The 14,474-nt window shown below is 69.8% G+C and carries 12 protein-coding genes; 1 reads left to right on the top strand and 11 read right to left on the bottom strand.

The annotated features are described in order from the left end of the window. Positions 1 to 2: 2 nt before the first annotated feature. The 9 genes from mprF to TBR22_RS21305 all read right to left on the bottom strand — a co-directional run bounded on the left by mprF (position 3) and on the right by TBR22_RS21305 (position 9,880). Positions 3 to 2,555, bottom strand: a complete 2,553-nt coding sequence (mprF, locus tag TBR22_RS21345) for a bifunctional lysylphosphatidylglycerol flippase/synthetase MprF (RefSeq protein ID WP_239489859.1) — start codon at positions 2,553 to 2,555, stop codon at positions 3 to 5. A 4-nt stretch (positions 2,556 to 2,559) separates the two neighbouring features. Next, on the bottom strand, positions 2,560 to 3,348 hold the full coding sequence (locus TBR22_RS21340) for an alpha/beta hydrolase (RefSeq protein ID WP_239489858.1): 789 nt from the start codon (positions 3,346 to 3,348) through the stop codon (positions 2,560 to 2,562). Next, complete coding sequence (locus TBR22_RS21335) at positions 3,345 to 3,971, bottom strand: class D sortase (protein WP_239489857.1); 627 nt, start codon at positions 3,969 to 3,971, stop codon at positions 3,345 to 3,347. Before TBR22_RS21335 ends, TBR22_RS21340 begins: the two co-directional genes overlap by 4 nt. 3 nt (positions 3,972 to 3,974) lie before the next feature. Next, complete coding sequence (locus TBR22_RS21330) at positions 3,975 to 4,649, bottom strand: hypothetical protein (RefSeq protein ID WP_239489856.1); 675 nt, start codon at positions 4,647 to 4,649, stop codon at positions 3,975 to 3,977. A gap of 29 nt (positions 4,650 to 4,678) precedes the next feature. Beyond that, positions 4,679 to 5,236 carry a DUF4136 domain-containing protein gene (locus TBR22_RS21325; RefSeq protein WP_239489855.1) on the bottom strand — a complete coding sequence of 186 codons (558 nt, stop codon included), beginning with the start codon at positions 5,234 to 5,236 and terminating at the stop codon, positions 4,679 to 4,681. 325 nt (positions 5,237 to 5,561) lie between these two features. Beyond that, positions 5,562 to 5,897 carry a DUF1634 domain-containing protein gene (locus tag TBR22_RS21320; RefSeq protein WP_239489854.1) on the bottom strand — a complete coding sequence of 112 codons (336 nt, stop codon included), beginning with the start codon at positions 5,895 to 5,897 and terminating at the stop codon, positions 5,562 to 5,564. Positions 5,898 to 5,935: 38 nt separating this feature from the next. Then, on the bottom strand, positions 5,936 to 6,769 hold the full coding sequence (locus TBR22_RS21315; protein ID WP_239489853.1) for a sulfite exporter TauE/SafE family protein: 834 nt from the start codon (positions 6,767 to 6,769) through the stop codon (positions 5,936 to 5,938). Beyond that, entirely contained in the window at positions 6,769 to 9,303 is a 2,535-nt protein-coding gene (mgtA, locus tag TBR22_RS21310) for a magnesium-translocating P-type ATPase (RefSeq protein ID WP_239489852.1), read from the bottom strand. Before mgtA ends, TBR22_RS21315 begins: the two co-directional genes overlap by 1 nt. Before the next feature lie 34 nt (positions 9,304 to 9,337). Continuing rightward, entirely contained in the window at positions 9,338 to 9,880 is a 543-nt protein-coding gene (locus TBR22_RS21305; protein ID WP_239489851.1) for a general stress protein, read from the bottom strand. Positions 9,881 to 10,296: 416 nt separating this feature from the next. Between TBR22_RS21305 and TBR22_RS21300 the strand changes: the two genes are divergently transcribed. Further along, complete coding sequence (locus tag TBR22_RS21300) at positions 10,297 to 11,685, top strand: sigma-54 dependent transcriptional regulator (protein ID WP_239489850.1); 1,389 nt, start codon at positions 10,297 to 10,299, stop codon at positions 11,683 to 11,685. Between the two features lie 25 nt (positions 11,686 to 11,710). Here TBR22_RS21300 and TBR22_RS21295 read toward each other — a convergent pair whose 3' ends face one another. Further along, positions 11,711 to 13,255, bottom strand: a complete 1,545-nt coding sequence (locus TBR22_RS21295) for a DHA2 family efflux MFS transporter permease subunit (RefSeq protein ID WP_239489849.1) — start codon at positions 13,253 to 13,255, stop codon at positions 11,711 to 11,713. Beyond that, on the bottom strand, positions 13,252 to 14,472 hold the full coding sequence (locus TBR22_RS21290; protein WP_239489848.1) for an HlyD family secretion protein: 1,221 nt from the start codon (positions 14,470 to 14,472) through the stop codon (positions 13,252 to 13,254). The genes TBR22_RS21295 and TBR22_RS21290 overlap by 4 nt, the downstream gene beginning before the upstream one ends. Positions 14,473 to 14,474 lie beyond the last annotated feature (2 nt).

Genomic DNA, 14,474 nt, shown 5'->3' with positions numbered 1-14,474 from the left:
GGTCACTTGCCGAAGATGTGCCGGTATCCGCCGGCGATCAGCGCGGACACGTCCGCGAGGATGCGCGCCAGCCGGAAGCCGCCGGGGTAGGCGAGGTACCGTGGCTCCCATACCGGATCGAACTTCTCCTTGTAGGCGCGCAGACCCTGGAAGTGGTAGGCCGCCTCCCCGTGCTCGTACACGAAGGCCCCGAATCGGTGCCACAACGGCCCGATGGGCGAGGCCTCGACGCCGGAGAGCGGAGCCATCCCCAGCATGAAGCGACGGTAGCCATGCGCGCGCCCCCACACCAGGAGGTGCACCAACAGCGCCTCCATCACGCCGGTCGGTGCATCCCGGTGGTAGCGCATGAGATCGATCGACAGCTCCTGCCGATCGGCGCCCGGCAGCAGGTTGGCGAAGGCGAGGATGCGGCCGTCGCGCTCGACCACGGCGATCGGGAAGCGACGCAGGTAGCGGGGATCGAAGAAGCCCAGCGAGAATCCCTTCTCGGCGCCCGCCTTCGCGGCCAGCCAATCGTCGGAGACCGCGCGTAGCTGGTCGATCACCGAAGCGACGTCCGGCGACTCCACGATGCGGAAGGCGGCACCTGCCTTCTCGAGCCGGCGCAGCGCCTGCCGGTGTTTCGCAGCACGGCCGCCTTCGAGCGAGAACCGCGCGAGGTCGACGCAGCCTTCTTCTCCGAGTTTCACGAAGCCGAGCCCGAGGTCGACGTACATGTGCAGGCGCGTCTTGCCGATCTCGTAGAAGACGGGCACGCCCCCGAAGTCGGCGCATCGATCGAGGAACCGGTGGATGAGCGCCGGGGCCTCCGACGGCGGGCCTACGGGGTCGCCGAAAGCCACCCAGGTGCGCCCCTGCACCGCGTACATGATGAAGGCGCTCCGCGTGTCGTTGAACATCAGCGACTTGTCTCCCAGGAGCGCGAGGAAGGCCGAGGTTGCCGACTGCGCGGCGATGACCCGGTCGGCGTCGATCAGATCGGCATCGGTAGCCGGCGGGGCCGCGTACGGCGCCCGCGACGTGAGGTGCCGCAGGGCGACCAGCGCAATCACGACCGCGGCGCCGACCGACGCGCGCAGGAATCTCGGCGCGCCGCCCTGCAGTTCGAACTGCCACCAGAGTTCGTGCGAGTAATCCACGTGGTCGAACGCAAAGAGGCCCAACCACACGGACGCACCGACGGCACCGACCACGGCGGCGATCCAGGGCGGAGAGAAGCGCGTGTCGAAGAACGAGGCCGGGCGGTCGAAGGCCGGGCGAGCCACCCGCAGCAGCGCCAGCACGAGCAGCAGCAGCGCCGCCTCCTCGTAGCCGAACCCCTTGAGGAGCGACGTCACCATGCCCGTGACGATCGCCAGCGCCACCGCGTAATACGCCGCGTCGAGGCGTCGCGCCACGCCCTGCGCCAGAACGACCAGACCGGCGCCCACGAGACTGCCGACGAAGTGGGAGGCCTCGATGATCGACAGAGGCAGGTACTGGTGGAGCAGTTGCAGCCGTCCCGGAGCGGTGGGCGTCGCCCCGGAAAGGAGCAGCATCAGCCCGGCGGCGAAGGTGAACACCGCCAGGACCGCCGGGGTGAGCCGGACCGTCACGCGTCCCGCCGCCTTGCCGAGCCGGGCCACCTGGCCCCGCCGCTGCCGGGCCTCGTCGACCACCAGGCCGACCAGAGCAATCGACAGCGGCAGCAGGTAGTAGACAGCCCGGAACGCCACGAGCGACGGCAGCAGCGCTGCGGATGGCAGGTACGGCCGGGTCAGCAACACCATCAGTCCCTCGAACACGCCGAGGCCGCCCGGGACGTGGCTCACCATCCCGACCAGGACGGCCGCCAGGAACAGGCCGAGAAACGGAAGGAACGGGATGCTTCCCGCGGGCAGCAGGACGTACAGCACGGTCCCGGCCAGCGTCCACTCGAGCATCGAGAGTCCGAGCTGCGCAAGCGCCAGACGCGGCGACGGCAGGGTCACCTGCAGCCGCCACACCCTCAGTGGCCTGCGTCGACGCACCGCCGCGATCACGTACGACACCGGCAGCAGGGCCAGCACGCAGCCCACCGGTGCCAAGGCATGCCCTCCTACCCACGGCACCTCGGCCGGGAGTCGCGTCGCGATGAGGCTGACGCCTCCCATCGCCAGCAGCCCGAGCCAGAACGTCACCGAGTACGAGAAGACGATGCGACCGAGTTCTTCGGCGGTCACTCCCCACCGGGTGTAGAAGCGGTACCGCACCGAGGCACCGGACAGCATCGCGAGACCGAGGCTGTTCGACACTGCGTAGGCCAGGAACGAGACCGCTGCGATGTGTCGTGTGGGTCGCCTCTTCCCGATGTACGCAAACGCCAGCACGTCGTACCCCGTGAGCGCCAGGTAGTTCAGGGCTGTGAGCAGCACGGCGAGCCCGAGTCGCGACGGAGGCACGTTGCGCACGGCGGCCGACACGTCGTGCCAGGCCAGCATGCGCAGCTCGAGCCGCAGCACGTCCAGCGCAGCCAGGAGGAGCACCAGGCTGACGGCGATCGGCGCCGCGCGGCGCATTCTGTCGGACACCATCGGGTCACTTCGGGGCATGGATCCGCACCCACTCGATCGCCTCGACGAGCCGGCGCTCGAACTCGGGCCGATTGTCGCTGAAGCGGTGGTCCGATGCCGTCACCACCCAGAAGCGCTTGGGCTCCGCGGCCGCCCCGACGATCCGTTGCGCTTCGGCCAGGGGCACGAACTCGTCACGCGTCGAATGGATCACCGCCACAGGAAGAGGGCTGACCCGGGCGATCACGCTGGTCGCGCTGAAGGTCGGCTCGTTGGGCGTCGTGTGCGTGAGGTAGATCAGGCTGTCACGCCAACGCCAGCCGAGTTCGCTCAGGTCGGGCAGCCCCAGGCCGATCACGCCGCCGATGACTGCCTTGGTCGCCGGGTCGGTCGCTGCCAGAACGGAGAGACCTGCACCTTCCGAGACACCGACGAGAATCGGCCGCTCGCTGGCGCCCCGTGCCGCATGCTGGGCCAGGACCCTGTAGTCGCCGGGTTCGTCCTCGGGGCGCAGGGTCGCCTCGCCGGTGGTGAAGCTCTCGAGGTACGCCTTGACGTCGACGCCGATGACGAAGAAGCCCCGGCTGGCAAGGAACTCCGCCACCTGCGGTCCCAGGTGGATCCATCCCCCGTCGCCGCTCGACACGATGACCGGTGGGGCGCCGCGCCGGCCGTAGAGATGCAGCGTCTGGGCGCGGCCGCGCAACATGATGGTCTCGGTCGCCTGCGCCCCGACCTCCGGCCCGCCCGACGTCGCGAGCCAGGCGATCGTCATGGCGATGCAGCAGCGACTCGTGGTGACGCGCATGTTCATCGTTCCTCCGGGCGAAGGCCTGGTGCCGGCGGCCGTACCGGTGACTCGACGCGTCGGGCGAACACCACGAAGCGGTGGGGCGCCGCACCGACGAACCAGAACGGGTAACAGGTGACCAGGACCACGCGTTCCTCGGAGCTCGACGCGAGGACCCGCGTGTCTCCGGGGGCGACGACCGTGGTGCTGGTGACAACGTAGCCGAAACGACGTCCGGCCGTCCGGATCTCCAGCGCATCCCCGGCGCGAATCCGTCGCAGCGGCCGGAAGAGCGTGTCCCGGTGGGCGGCGATGCCGGTGGTCCCGGGTGACCCCGGACGCGCCGTGCCGAGGATGTGACCGGCGGCCACCTGCAGTGTCTCCGGCGCCGTGCCCTCGAGGACGCTGACCGACAGGTCGAGCCGAGGGACGGACAGGATCCACGGGAACCCGATGTGCCCCGCGGTTGCCTCTTCGCCCGCCGACGTCGACGCCCGGTGTTCCCTGGCGACGACCTGGCGCATCGCCTGCTGGAACGCCCACATGTCCCAGTAGGTGGCGCCAGCCGTCGCCGTCAGGCAGACACCGATCGCCACGAGCGTCCACCCGAGGCTGGCGGCGTGCCCGTGCCGATCGGTGCGCTCCATGACTTACGCGCCGATCGTGACGCGTCGCTGGCCGACGACGACGAACCCGAGGCCCATCAGTGCGATCCCGACGAGAAGGCGCAGTGGCAGCGTGCTCGCCGTCCTGGGCAGCTCGACGAGCGCCATCTCCACGATCTCGACATCGTCACCCTGTGGTCGTGCAACCTGAATCGGCGCAGCCTTCAGGGCGGCCACCGCCTGCTGCTGCGCGGCCGGCTCCTCGGCGCTCATGTGCGGCGCCATCGCGTCGGTCGTCACCTTGACCGGCTGCTGCGCGGCCTTGGCGATCGCCACCGCATGGCGCTTGGGGTACACGAACTCCTGCCCGACGGTATCGCCCGGGTAGAACCACGCACGAATCGCCAGCGGCGACCCGGCGACGGGCTTCTCGAACGTGACGAACGACTTGTCGGGCGTCTTCAGGGTGTCGGTCGGCACCGTGAGGTACGTGCCGATGACCCGGTTGCCGCTGCGGATCTGCACGATGTCGCGGCTCGACTCGTCGTCGACGAGGCGGAACTCGTACTTGCCCGCCGGCAGCACGCGCCCGGGCACTTCGACAGGGCCGCTGAACGTGAGGAAGGTCTGGCGATCGCTGGGCTGCGCCTGGGCGCCGGCGCAGACGGTCAGCGCCACGACGGCAGTGGCGATGGAACATGCGAGGTCTCGACGTGTCATGGTGATTCTCCTTCGATGCGGATGGATGGTTACGACGACTGACGGCTGTCCCGGTAGAAGCGCTTCAGGACGCTCTCGACGGCCTTGCCGAAGTCCTTCTCGGTCTTCTTGAGGTCGATCGCGTCCTTGTCATAGCCGCGCCACACCAACTGGTTGGTGCGGGCGTCGATGACGTCGATGATCAGCGTCGACTGGGTGTAGGGCACCGCCCACGTGTCGTAGGCGGGCGGCCATCCCCACGCCCCGCGCAGGCCTCGGTGCCACAGCGGGAAGCCGTAGTCGACGTAGCGGACGTCGTAGCGATCCTTGAGGCCGACATAGAACGCCACGAAGAAGTCCGGGTTCCCTCCGCTGACCTCCTTGATGCCGTGCGCGGCGAAGTCGCTGCGGATGGCCATGCGCAGTTGGTCGGCCCAGATCGGGTTGTCGGCCACCGGGTCCTTCGAGAACCGTCGCTGCGCCTTGAACTCGAACGTCTTCATCGAGGACAGGTCGACTTGCTTGTTGAAATCGGAGTGCGTCTCGGCGTGCGCGACCCCCGACAGGGTCAGTACAGCCAGAGCGGTCAACAGGAATCGAGTGGACATGTGCGTGATACCTCCGACGCCCTGTGGTGCACCCGCCGTGCCGCGTCACGGGAGATGCATTCGCTCCGGAAACGCGCCGCGCGCCGGAGGTGCCGCCGGTGCGCGGTGTGGTGGCACGCCACGACCGGTGCATTCGGGTCTCAGTGCGTCCAGGGACGCACGCCGGTTGGTCGGTGGCCGCGCGTCGGCACGGCGCCCTGCGAGAGGTCAAGGGCGAGCGAGCCTCCTGCGGTGTGTGGACTGCCGGGCCCGGTCGGCGGGGCCCGACCCTCGCGGCTCGAGCGCCGCTTCGTGCGGGTGGCCCTGGCAGGGTCCGGCAGCCCGCCTAGCCGATGAGGCCGACCAGGAGGACGCCGAGCACCGCGAGCGTCGTTCCGATGAAGACGGGGTCTCGCTCGGCCACGAACAACGCGACCGACGCCGCCACGCGCACGACGGGCGTGGCAATCAGGACGAGCACGCCGAGCATCATCATGCTCGGCCCCTCGCCTTGCGACGCGCCCGCGAGAACGGCGCTCACCGATCGCAGGGCCCGCGGCTGGCCGCGGAACACGTGGTCCAGCACGGGACTGTGGAACTGGCCGGCGTGCAGCGTCAGCGTGCCTCCGACGAGGGCCAGGGTCGCGGCCACCAGGACGCCCGCCCGGAGCAGCGCAGCCATCGCCTGCTCGGCACGACGTGTCGACCCACCCGACGCCGTCACGGGATGACCCCCGCGGCGCCGAGGATCATCTGCAGTCCCAGGAGCACGAGGACGACGCGGAACACCGACCGCAGTCGGGCGGGTCGCGCCTTCGTGAGGATCTGCGCTCCGGCCCATGCGCCAGCGAGCACGCCGACCAGAACGGGAGCGGCGATGAACGGGTCGATGTAGCCACGTCGCAGGTAGACGCCGGCGCTGGCCGCGGCGGTGACCCCGATCATGAAGTTGCTCGTGGTCGTGGACACCTTGAAGGGCAACCCCATGAGTCGATCCAGGGCCAGCACCTTCAGTGCCCCGGAGCCGATGCCGAGGAGGCCCGACAGCGCGCCTGCGATCGCCATGACGAGGAACCCGGCCGGAATGCGTCGGACGCGGTAATGCACGGACCCGGCCGCCGAGGGGTAGGAGCCGTCGAGGCGCAGGAGCCTGGACAGCTTGTCCGACGGGCCGTCGACGATCGTGGCCGGTGCAGGGTCGAACGGCAGCGCGGAGAGCAGCGGCACGACGCCGAAGAGCGTAGCCACGAGCGAAGGCGCCAGCAGGAGCGCGAGAGTCGCCCCGGCCATGGCGCCGGTCGTCGTCGCGAGCTCGAGCACCATCGCCACCCGGATGTTGCTGTATCCCTCCTTGACGTACGTGGCTGCAGCACCAGACGACGTCGCGATCACCGAGACCAGCGACGCCCCGGCGGCGTAGCGGATGTCGACGCCGAATCCGAGCGTGAGCATCGGGACGAGCAGCACGCCACCGCCGAGCCCGGTCAACGAGCCCAGCGCGCCGGCCAGCACCGACCCGCCGACGAGCAGCAGCAAGGCAGGTTCGAGCGTCATCACGACCTCGCGAACCGCCGGTAGAACGCCCGCTTGACGACCTCGGCCGCCGCGGCGTACGCGGCGACGATCGCGGCCATCGACAACATGAAGGAAGCGGGGAGCGGCACGAAGCCGAACAGGCCTGCGACCGGCGAGAACGGCAGGACCAGCGACAGGCCGAGGACCGCGAGAGTCGAGAGCAACAGCGGCTGCGACGGAAGGCGGGTGAGCACGGGGTGTCTGGTGCGCACGATCAGCACGATCAGCGTCGCCGAGGCCAGCGATTCGACGAACCAGCCGGTCCTGAACTCGTCGGCGTTGGCGTGCATGCCCCAGACGAGCACCGCGAAGGTCGCGTAGTCGAAGACCGAGCTCAGGATGCCGAACACGATCATGAAGCGACGGATCGCCTCGACGTCCCAGCGGTGAGGACGGGCAATCCACTCGTCGTCCACACGATCGGTCGCGATCGTCAGCTCGGGGACGTCGGTCAGCAGGTTCGCGAGCAGGATCTGCTTCGGGAGGAGGGGCAGGAACGGCAGCCACAAGGCTGCACCTGCCATGCTGAACATGTTGCCGAAGTTCGCGCTGGTCGCCATCAGGACGTACTTGATGGTGTTGGCGAACGTCCGTCGACCCTCGCGCACGCCGTCTTCGAGCGTGCGCAGGCTGTGTTCGAGGAGCACGATGTCGGCAGCGCCCTTGGCGACGTCGGCCGCCCCCTGCACGGAGATGCCGACGTCGGCAGCGTGGAGCGCCGGCCCGTCGTTGATGCCATCGCCGATGTAGCCGACGACATGACCGCTGGCCCGCAGCGCTCGGATCAGCCGCTCCTTCTGGTTCGGCTCGATCTCGGCGAACACCTCCACGTCCGCGACCCTCAGCGCGAGGGCGTCGTCGTTCAGGCCGTGCACCTGTGCGCCCGTGAGGAGCGCTCGCGGGTCCATGCCGAGCTGTCGGGCGATCTCGGCGGCGACCAGCTGGTTGTCGCCCGTGATGATCTTCAGCGACACGCCGAGCGCCGCCAGCGACGCGACGGTGGTCGCGGCATCGGCCTTCAGCGGGTCATCGAGCACCAGCAGGCCCAGTAACGTCAGATCGCGTTCGTCACCGGGTTGCAGCATGGCCGCGGACGTCGGACGGCGCGCCACGGCCAGGGTGCGGAAGCCCTGCGCGCTGACCGATGCATAGACGGCTCGCACGCGATCGATCACGGGCTGGAGCGGAACCTCGGAGCCATCGGCGCCCAGGGCGAGCGTGCACACCGACAGCACCGACTCCACGGCCCCCTTGGTCACGATGACCGTCGCGTCCCCGTTCTGGAGGAGCACGCTGAGGCGCTTGCGCGTGAAGTCGTACGGCAGCTCGTCGACGCGGCGCCACGCGGAGACGTCGAGTGGACGTCCCTCGCGGATGGCTGCGTCGATCGGGTTGGCATAGCCGGTCTGGAACGACGCATTCAGGAAGGCGTGGAACAGGACCGCCTCGCTGTCCACCCCGCCGATGTCGAGAGCGGCCCTGACCCTGACGCGGCCCTCGGTCAAGGTGCCCGTCTTGTCCGAGCACAATACGTCCATGCTGCCGAAGTTCTCGATCGAGGCGAGGCGCTTCACGATGACGCGCCGCTCGGCCATCCGCCGGGCGCCGCGCGCCAGGGTCACGGTGACGATCGCGGGCAGCAGCTGGGGCGTCAGTCCGACGGCGAGCGCGAGCGCAAACAGGAACGCGTCGACCACCGGTCTGGCCAGGTAGACGTTCACGGCGAAGATGGCCAGGACGAACACCACGGTCAGGTCCATCAGGAACGCGCCGAAACGTCTGATGCCGCGCTCGAACTCGGTCGCCGCCGCACGCGACTGGGTGAGCTGCGACAGGTGACCGAGCTCGGTGGCGCCACCGGTGCGGGTGATCAGCACCGCGGCGGTACCGCTGACCACGCTCGTGCCCATGAACACGCAGTTCCATCGCTGGCCCAGTGGCGTCGCGGACGGCACTGCTCCGGGGCGCTTCTCCACCGGGAACGTCTCCCCGGTCAGCGTCGCCTCGTTGACCTGCAGGTCGCGCGACTCGAGCACCCGTCCGTCGCCCGGGATGCTCGATCCTGCCTGCAGGAGCACGATGTCGCCGGGGACGAGCCGATCGACAGGCAGTCGCACCTGCTGCCCGGCGCGTACGACCGTCGTCGAGACCTCGACGACGGCGAGAAGCTTCGCGATGGTCGTCGAGGCGCCCTGTTCCTGCCAGAAGCCCAGGACGCCACTGGCCAGCACGATGCAGAGGATGATGGCGGCATCGGTCGAGTCGTGGAGTGCCCACGACAGGGTGGCCGCCACGACCAGCAGCAGCTCGATCGGCGACGTGAACTGATGCAGCAGGAGTCGCAGCGGCCCGAACCGCGTCGTCGCGCGAAGCGTGTTCGGGCCGTGGATGCGCAGGCGCGTGGCGGCGACGTCCTCCGGGAGGCCGGTCTCACGGGACGTGTGCAGGTCCCGCAGCAGATCCGCGACGGGTACATCCCAGAAGGAGGCCTGGGCCTCCGCGGTCGATGACACGGGCCGCCGTCCTTTCTCCGCTCGCGCGGCGGTGTCAGGCGGGAGAACCCAGGAGTTGACGGGCCCGTTCGACTTCGCCGGGCGTTCCGTGCGCGACCAGCAGGTACTTGCCCGCCTTGATGGCCGTCTCGAGGTCGAGGACGCTGTTGCGCGGTACGCCCAGGCTGATCAGGGCGGCACTGACCGCACTGAGGCCGCCGACGACCACGGCGCCCTCGATGGCCCCCACGATGGCGGCGACCAGCGGCCCGGCGACGAGCACCGGGCCGATCCCGGGGATGACGAAGAACGCGGCGCCGAACAGCATGCCCCAGACGCTGCCCCAGAAGGCCCCGACACCGCCCCACGTCCGGACGCGGTCACCCGTCGAGTAGAACCCGACGACGTGCGAGTCCGTGCGGTAGTCGGTCCCGACGATGGACAGCTTCGTCATGTCGAAGCCGGCGGCCTGCAGTGACCGCACCGCGGCCTCGGCGTCGGCCTGGCTCTGGAACATGGAGACGGTGATGTCGCCGATCATCCGGTCGGGCGGGGCCGTGCCCGCAGCGACCGTCGCGGTGGTGGTGGATGGATTCATGTCGATCTCCTTACGATTCGATGTGCAGCTGTGTGGCGTACCGAATGTTCCCGACAACGGCCGGTCCCGCGTCTCGGCGCGGGCGCGATCCATCTGGGCTGCCGACGTTGCCGCGGAGGGGCATGTGCCTGCCTCCTGCCGATCCGAGGAGCAACCCTGGTGCCGTCGTGGGCGTCGGCACTCTCGTGCGCGAAGCCGTGGAGGTCTCGTGGAAGTGGTGTGACGTCGCGCCGCGTCGCCGTGGCCGCACGCCACGCCGACCCGCGGCGTCCGCCGCGGCCGCGTCAGGTGCGTACCCCATACGGTCTAGAGAGGTGCTCCCCTCATTGAGGGTGCGGTCGGTGCTGCGAGCGGGGGATACCGGCGTCCGTGTTTCGCACGATCCTCGTGTGCGTCCCTTTCCCGAGGAGTTCGTCGTGAAACTGAAGATTCTGCTCGCTCATGCCGACGGTGACGAAGGGCAGGTCGTCGCTCGCGGCTTTGCCGATCGCGACCACGACGTCACCCACGTTCGCGATCACGCCGGGTGCGTCCACCAGCTCCTCCACCGACGGTGGGACGCCGTGGCCATCTACGACTGCCCTGGCGGCGAGCCGGTCGGAGACCTGCTGGGGCGCATCAGGCGCATCGCACCCGACGTCCCGTCCGTGGTGGTGACCACCGACGCCTCCCTCCGCTCGACCGCGAGACTGTTGACCAGCGGCGCCTTCGACCTGCTGGTGCGGCCCGTCGGCCACGAGCGGGTCCTCGAGGCGCTCGAGCGCGGCTGCGCCTCGAGCGCTCTGCGTTCGCCCGCGGGCATACCGCTCGACGCGACCGAGGGGCGCATCATCGGGCGCAGCCCGGCCATGGTCGAGGTCTACAAGACCATCGTCCGAGCCGCCTCCACCAGGGCCACCGTGCTGATCACCGGCGAGAGCGGCACGGGCAAGGAACTCGTCGCCCGGGCGCTGCATGACCTCAGCCCCCGCGCCAGCAAGCGCTGCATGGTCATCGACTGCACCGCCATCCCGAAGTCGCTCATGGAAAGCGAGCTGTTCGGGCACGTGCGCGGCGCCTTCACCGGTGCCGTGACGGACAAGCGCGGGCTGCTCGAACAGGCGCACGGGTCCACGTGCATGCTCGACGAGATCGGGGAACTCGAGCCCGACCTCCAGGCCAAGCTCCTGCGGGTGCTGCAGGAAGGCGAGGTGCGCAGGGTGGGAGCGCACATGTGGACACCCGTCGACGTGCGGATCGTCGCGGCCACCAACCGCGACCTGCCGGGCATGGTACGCGACGGCACGTTCCGCGAGGACCTCTTCTACCGCCTGAACGTCGTGACCGTCCAGCTGCCGCCCCTGCGCGAACGCGTGGAGGACATCCCGGCCATGGCCGAGCAGTTCCTGCTCGATGCCGCCACCCGGCATGGTCGCGCCGCCGAAGCGTTCTCGCGCGGGGCGCTGCGCCGGCTCTGTGAGTACCAGTGGCCCGGGAACGTCCGCCAGCTGCAGAACACGATCGAGCGGGTGGTGGCCCTCTCGAGCGGGCGCACCATCGTCGAAGCGGATCTGCCTCGTGACGTGCTGCAGCCGACGGGCGCGTCCCCGTCGCGCCGCGACGGGGATACGGCCGCCGCGCTGTTCGCCGCCGGCGACACGCTCGAGGACATGAAGCGCCGGTACATCCTGCACGTCGTGGCCCGCACGCGAGGGAACATCGCGAGGGCCGCCGTGCAGCTGAACGTGGATCGCCGGTCGCTCTATCGCATGCTCGAGCGCTACAACGTCGAGGGTATCCCGGGGAGGACCGCCGCTTCGGCCTAGGCCGGCGTCGCACCGGCCGACGCCGTCAGTCGATGCCAACGGCGCCGTGCGGGCGGCCGCGCAGCGTCAGCGCAAGGGGAATCAGCACGACGAAGATGCTGGCGAGGAGCAGGAAGGCATCCAGGAAGGCCAGCTGTGCGGCCTGGCGCTGCAACGCGGCCTGCAGCAGCGCGTCGGCCTGCCGGACCGCGTCGGCCGCGCTGGCGCCAGCCTCGACCAGGCGAGCCTCGAGGCCTTCCAGGCGCGCGCGGACCACCGGATCCACGAGGCTGACGTGCTCGGCGAGGCGGGCATGATGTTCCTGCGAGCGTCGTGCGATGAAGGTGGTGATCAGGGCGATCCCGCTGCTGCCGCCGATGTTGCGCATCAGGTTGATGAGGCCGCTGGCGTGATTGTTGTCGGCCGGCGCCACGGCGATGAACGCTGCGGTGTTGATCGGCACGAAGAGGAAGGCCATGCCCAGGCTCTGGATCATCCGGCCGATGACGATCGCCTGCGTGTCGGCCTGGAGGTCGAGCCCGGAGAGGTGCACCATACCGGCCGCCCCGCACATCAGTCCACAGGTCGTCAGAATGCGCGGCGACACGCGCGAGAGCAACGCGCCCACCACCGGCATCGACAACAGCACGACCACCCCGCCCGGCGACATCACCAGGCCGCTCAGGGTTGCCGAGTAGCCCAGGAGGGTCTGGACGAAGAGCGGCAGGATCAGTGTCGAGCCGTAGAGCACGAAGCCCAGCGCGAACATCATCACGCAGGCGACCGCGAAGTTCGGCTGCGCGAGCAAGCGCAGGTGCAGCACCGGCGACGGTGCGCGCAGTTCCCAGACCACCAGTGTCGCCAGGCCCACGGCCGCCAGCACCGCGAAGGTGAGGATGAACTGCGAGGAGAACCAATCGAGGCGCTGACCCTCGTCGAGGAAGATCTCGAGGGACCCGATGCCGATGACCAGCAACGACACGCCGAGGATGTCCCCGCCGATGCGTCCCCGGCGTGCGCGCCCGTCCGAGCCATCGTCGACGACGAGGGCGGTCAGGATGATGGCCAGCAGGCCGGCAGGGACGTTGATGTAGAAGATCCAGCGCCACGAGTAGTTGTCGGTGAGCCAGCCACCGAGCAGGGGGCCGACGATGGGCGCCAGCACCACCCCCATGCCGAAGATGGCCATGCCCATGCCCTGCCGCTCGGGCGGGAAGGCGTCGCGCACCATCGCCTGCGACAACGGCTGCAGGGCCCCGCCGCCGATGCCCTGGCACACACGGCAGAGGATCAGGGCGTCCAGGCTCTGCGCCATGCCGCACAGCGCCGAGCTCGCGGTGAAGAGAGCGATGCAGGCCTGGTAGAGACGCTTCCGGCCGAACACCTGTGCCAGCCAGCCGCTGAGCGGCAGCACGATGGCATTGGACACGAGATACGAAGTCAGGACCCATGTCGACTCGTCGGTGTCAGCCCCCAGGGCACCCGCAATGTGGGGCAGCGCGACGTTGGCGACACTGGTGTCGAGCACCTCCATGAACGGCGCGACCATGACCGCCAGGGCGGTGACGAGGGCGGCACGATGGCGGATCATCGCGTGTGGACCGTCACTTCCGCGCTGACGCCGGGCCGCAAGGCGGAGGCGGGCGCGTGGCCGCGGTCCAGACGGATCCGGACCGGGACGCGCTGCACGACCTTGACGTAGTTGCCCGTGGCGTTCTCCGGAGGCAGGAGCGACAGCTTCTCGCCCGAGACCGCGCCGATCGACTCCACGCGGGCGGGATAGTCCTCACCGGTGACGTCGAGGCGAACGGTCGCGCGTTGGCCGGGCCGCAGGCGACCGAGCTGCGTTTCCTTGAAGTTGGCAGTAATCCACAAGTCGTCCTCCGGCGCGATGGTCAGCAGGCCTTGACCGGGTCCCACGACCTGTCCGCGCTCGACGGTGCGCCCGGTCACGTATCCGCTCACCGGTGCCGTGATCGTCGTGTAACTCGCCTGGAGTTCCGCCGCCAGCAAGGCGGCTCTCGCCTGTGAGACGTTGGCGCGTGCCGCGGCCGCAGCGGCGGCGCTGATGTCGACCTGCCGGCCGCTGGCCTCTGCCTGCCGCTGCGCGGCTGAGGCTGCGCTGACGTGCGCCTCCGCCGCGGCAACCGCGGCACGTCGTGCCTGGGCCACCTGCTCGGCCGCCAGCACTTCCTGTCGGCCGGCGTCGAGCGCCGCGGCGGCCTCGCTGGCGCCGGCCTGGTACGCGTCGAACTCCTGGCGTGAGATCTCTGCCTTCTCGGCGAGCGGCTGCATGCGCGCCAGGTCGTTGCGTGCCTTGTCGGCGGCCGCAGCCAGTTGCGCGACGCGGGCGCGCGCCGCCGCGAGCTCCGACGTCGAGGCCTGCTCGAACCATGCGCCGGCCTGCGACAACTCCCCACGAGACGCAGCCACGACGGCGCCGGCACTGGCGATGGCGGCCGTCGTCGCCGCGGCGGTCAGGGGGACGTTGATGACGGCGCCGCGGGCCTGCTGCTCGGCTGCCCCGAGGGCGGCCCGCGCCTGCTCGACGCGGGCGTCGTACTCGCGCGGGTCGATGCGCGCCAGGACGTCACCCGCCCTGACGCGGTGGCCATCGTCGACGCGCACCTCGATGATCGTCCCGCTGATGCGGGCCGCCACCGGGCTGACGTGGCCGTCCACCTGGGCATCGTCGGTGGAGACCTCACCGCGGTGCGCGGCGGCATAGATCCCGATCACCGAAAGCACCAGCGCGGCCGCCGCTCCCGATGCGATGACCCTCGGACCGATGTAACGCCCATGCGGCATGG

Origin of the sequence: Luteitalea sp. TBR-22, from assembly GCF_016865485.1 — a bacterium.
Classification (GTDB): domain Bacteria; phylum Acidobacteriota; class Vicinamibacteria; order Vicinamibacterales; family Vicinamibacteraceae; genus Luteitalea.
The sequence above is the reverse complement of the archived record's forward strand: the minus strand, read 5'-3'. Positions and strand labels throughout refer to the sequence as shown.

Bases quoted from the DNA above. Each gene is read 5' to 3' on its own strand.
- mprF (WP_239489859.1), bottom strand. From the start codon at position 2,555: ATGGTGTCCGACAGAATGCGCCGCGCGGCGCCGATCGCCGTCAGCCTG.
- TBR22_RS21340 (WP_239489858.1), bottom strand. From the start codon at position 3,348: ATGAACATGCGCGTCACCACGAGTCGCTGCTGCATCGCCATGACGATC.
- TBR22_RS21335 (WP_239489857.1), bottom strand. From the start codon at position 3,971: ATGGAGCGCACCGATCGGCACGGGCACGCCGCCAGCCTCGGGTGGACG.
- TBR22_RS21330 (WP_239489856.1), bottom strand. From the start codon at position 4,649: ATGACACGTCGAGACCTCGCATGTTCCATCGCCACTGCCGTCGTGGCG.
- TBR22_RS21325 (WP_239489855.1), bottom strand. From the start codon at position 5,236: ATGTCCACTCGATTCCTGTTGACCGCTCTGGCTGTACTGACCCTGTCG.
- TBR22_RS21320 (WP_239489854.1), bottom strand. From the start codon at position 5,897: ATGGCTGCGCTGCTCCGGGCGGGCGTCCTGGTGGCCGCGACCCTGGCC.
- TBR22_RS21315 (WP_239489853.1), bottom strand. From the start codon at position 6,769: ATGACGCTCGAACCTGCCTTGCTGCTGCTCGTCGGCGGGTCGGTGCTG.
- TBR22_RS21305 (WP_239489851.1), bottom strand. From the start codon at position 9,880: ATGAATCCATCCACCACCACCGCGACGGTCGCTGCGGGCACGGCCCCG.
- TBR22_RS21295 (WP_239489849.1), bottom strand. From the start codon at position 13,255: ATGATCCGCCATCGTGCCGCCCTCGTCACCGCCCTGGCGGTCATGGTC.
- TBR22_RS21290 (WP_239489848.1), bottom strand. From the start codon at position 14,472: ATGCCGCATGGGCGTTACATCGGTCCGAGGGTCATCGCATCGGGAGCG.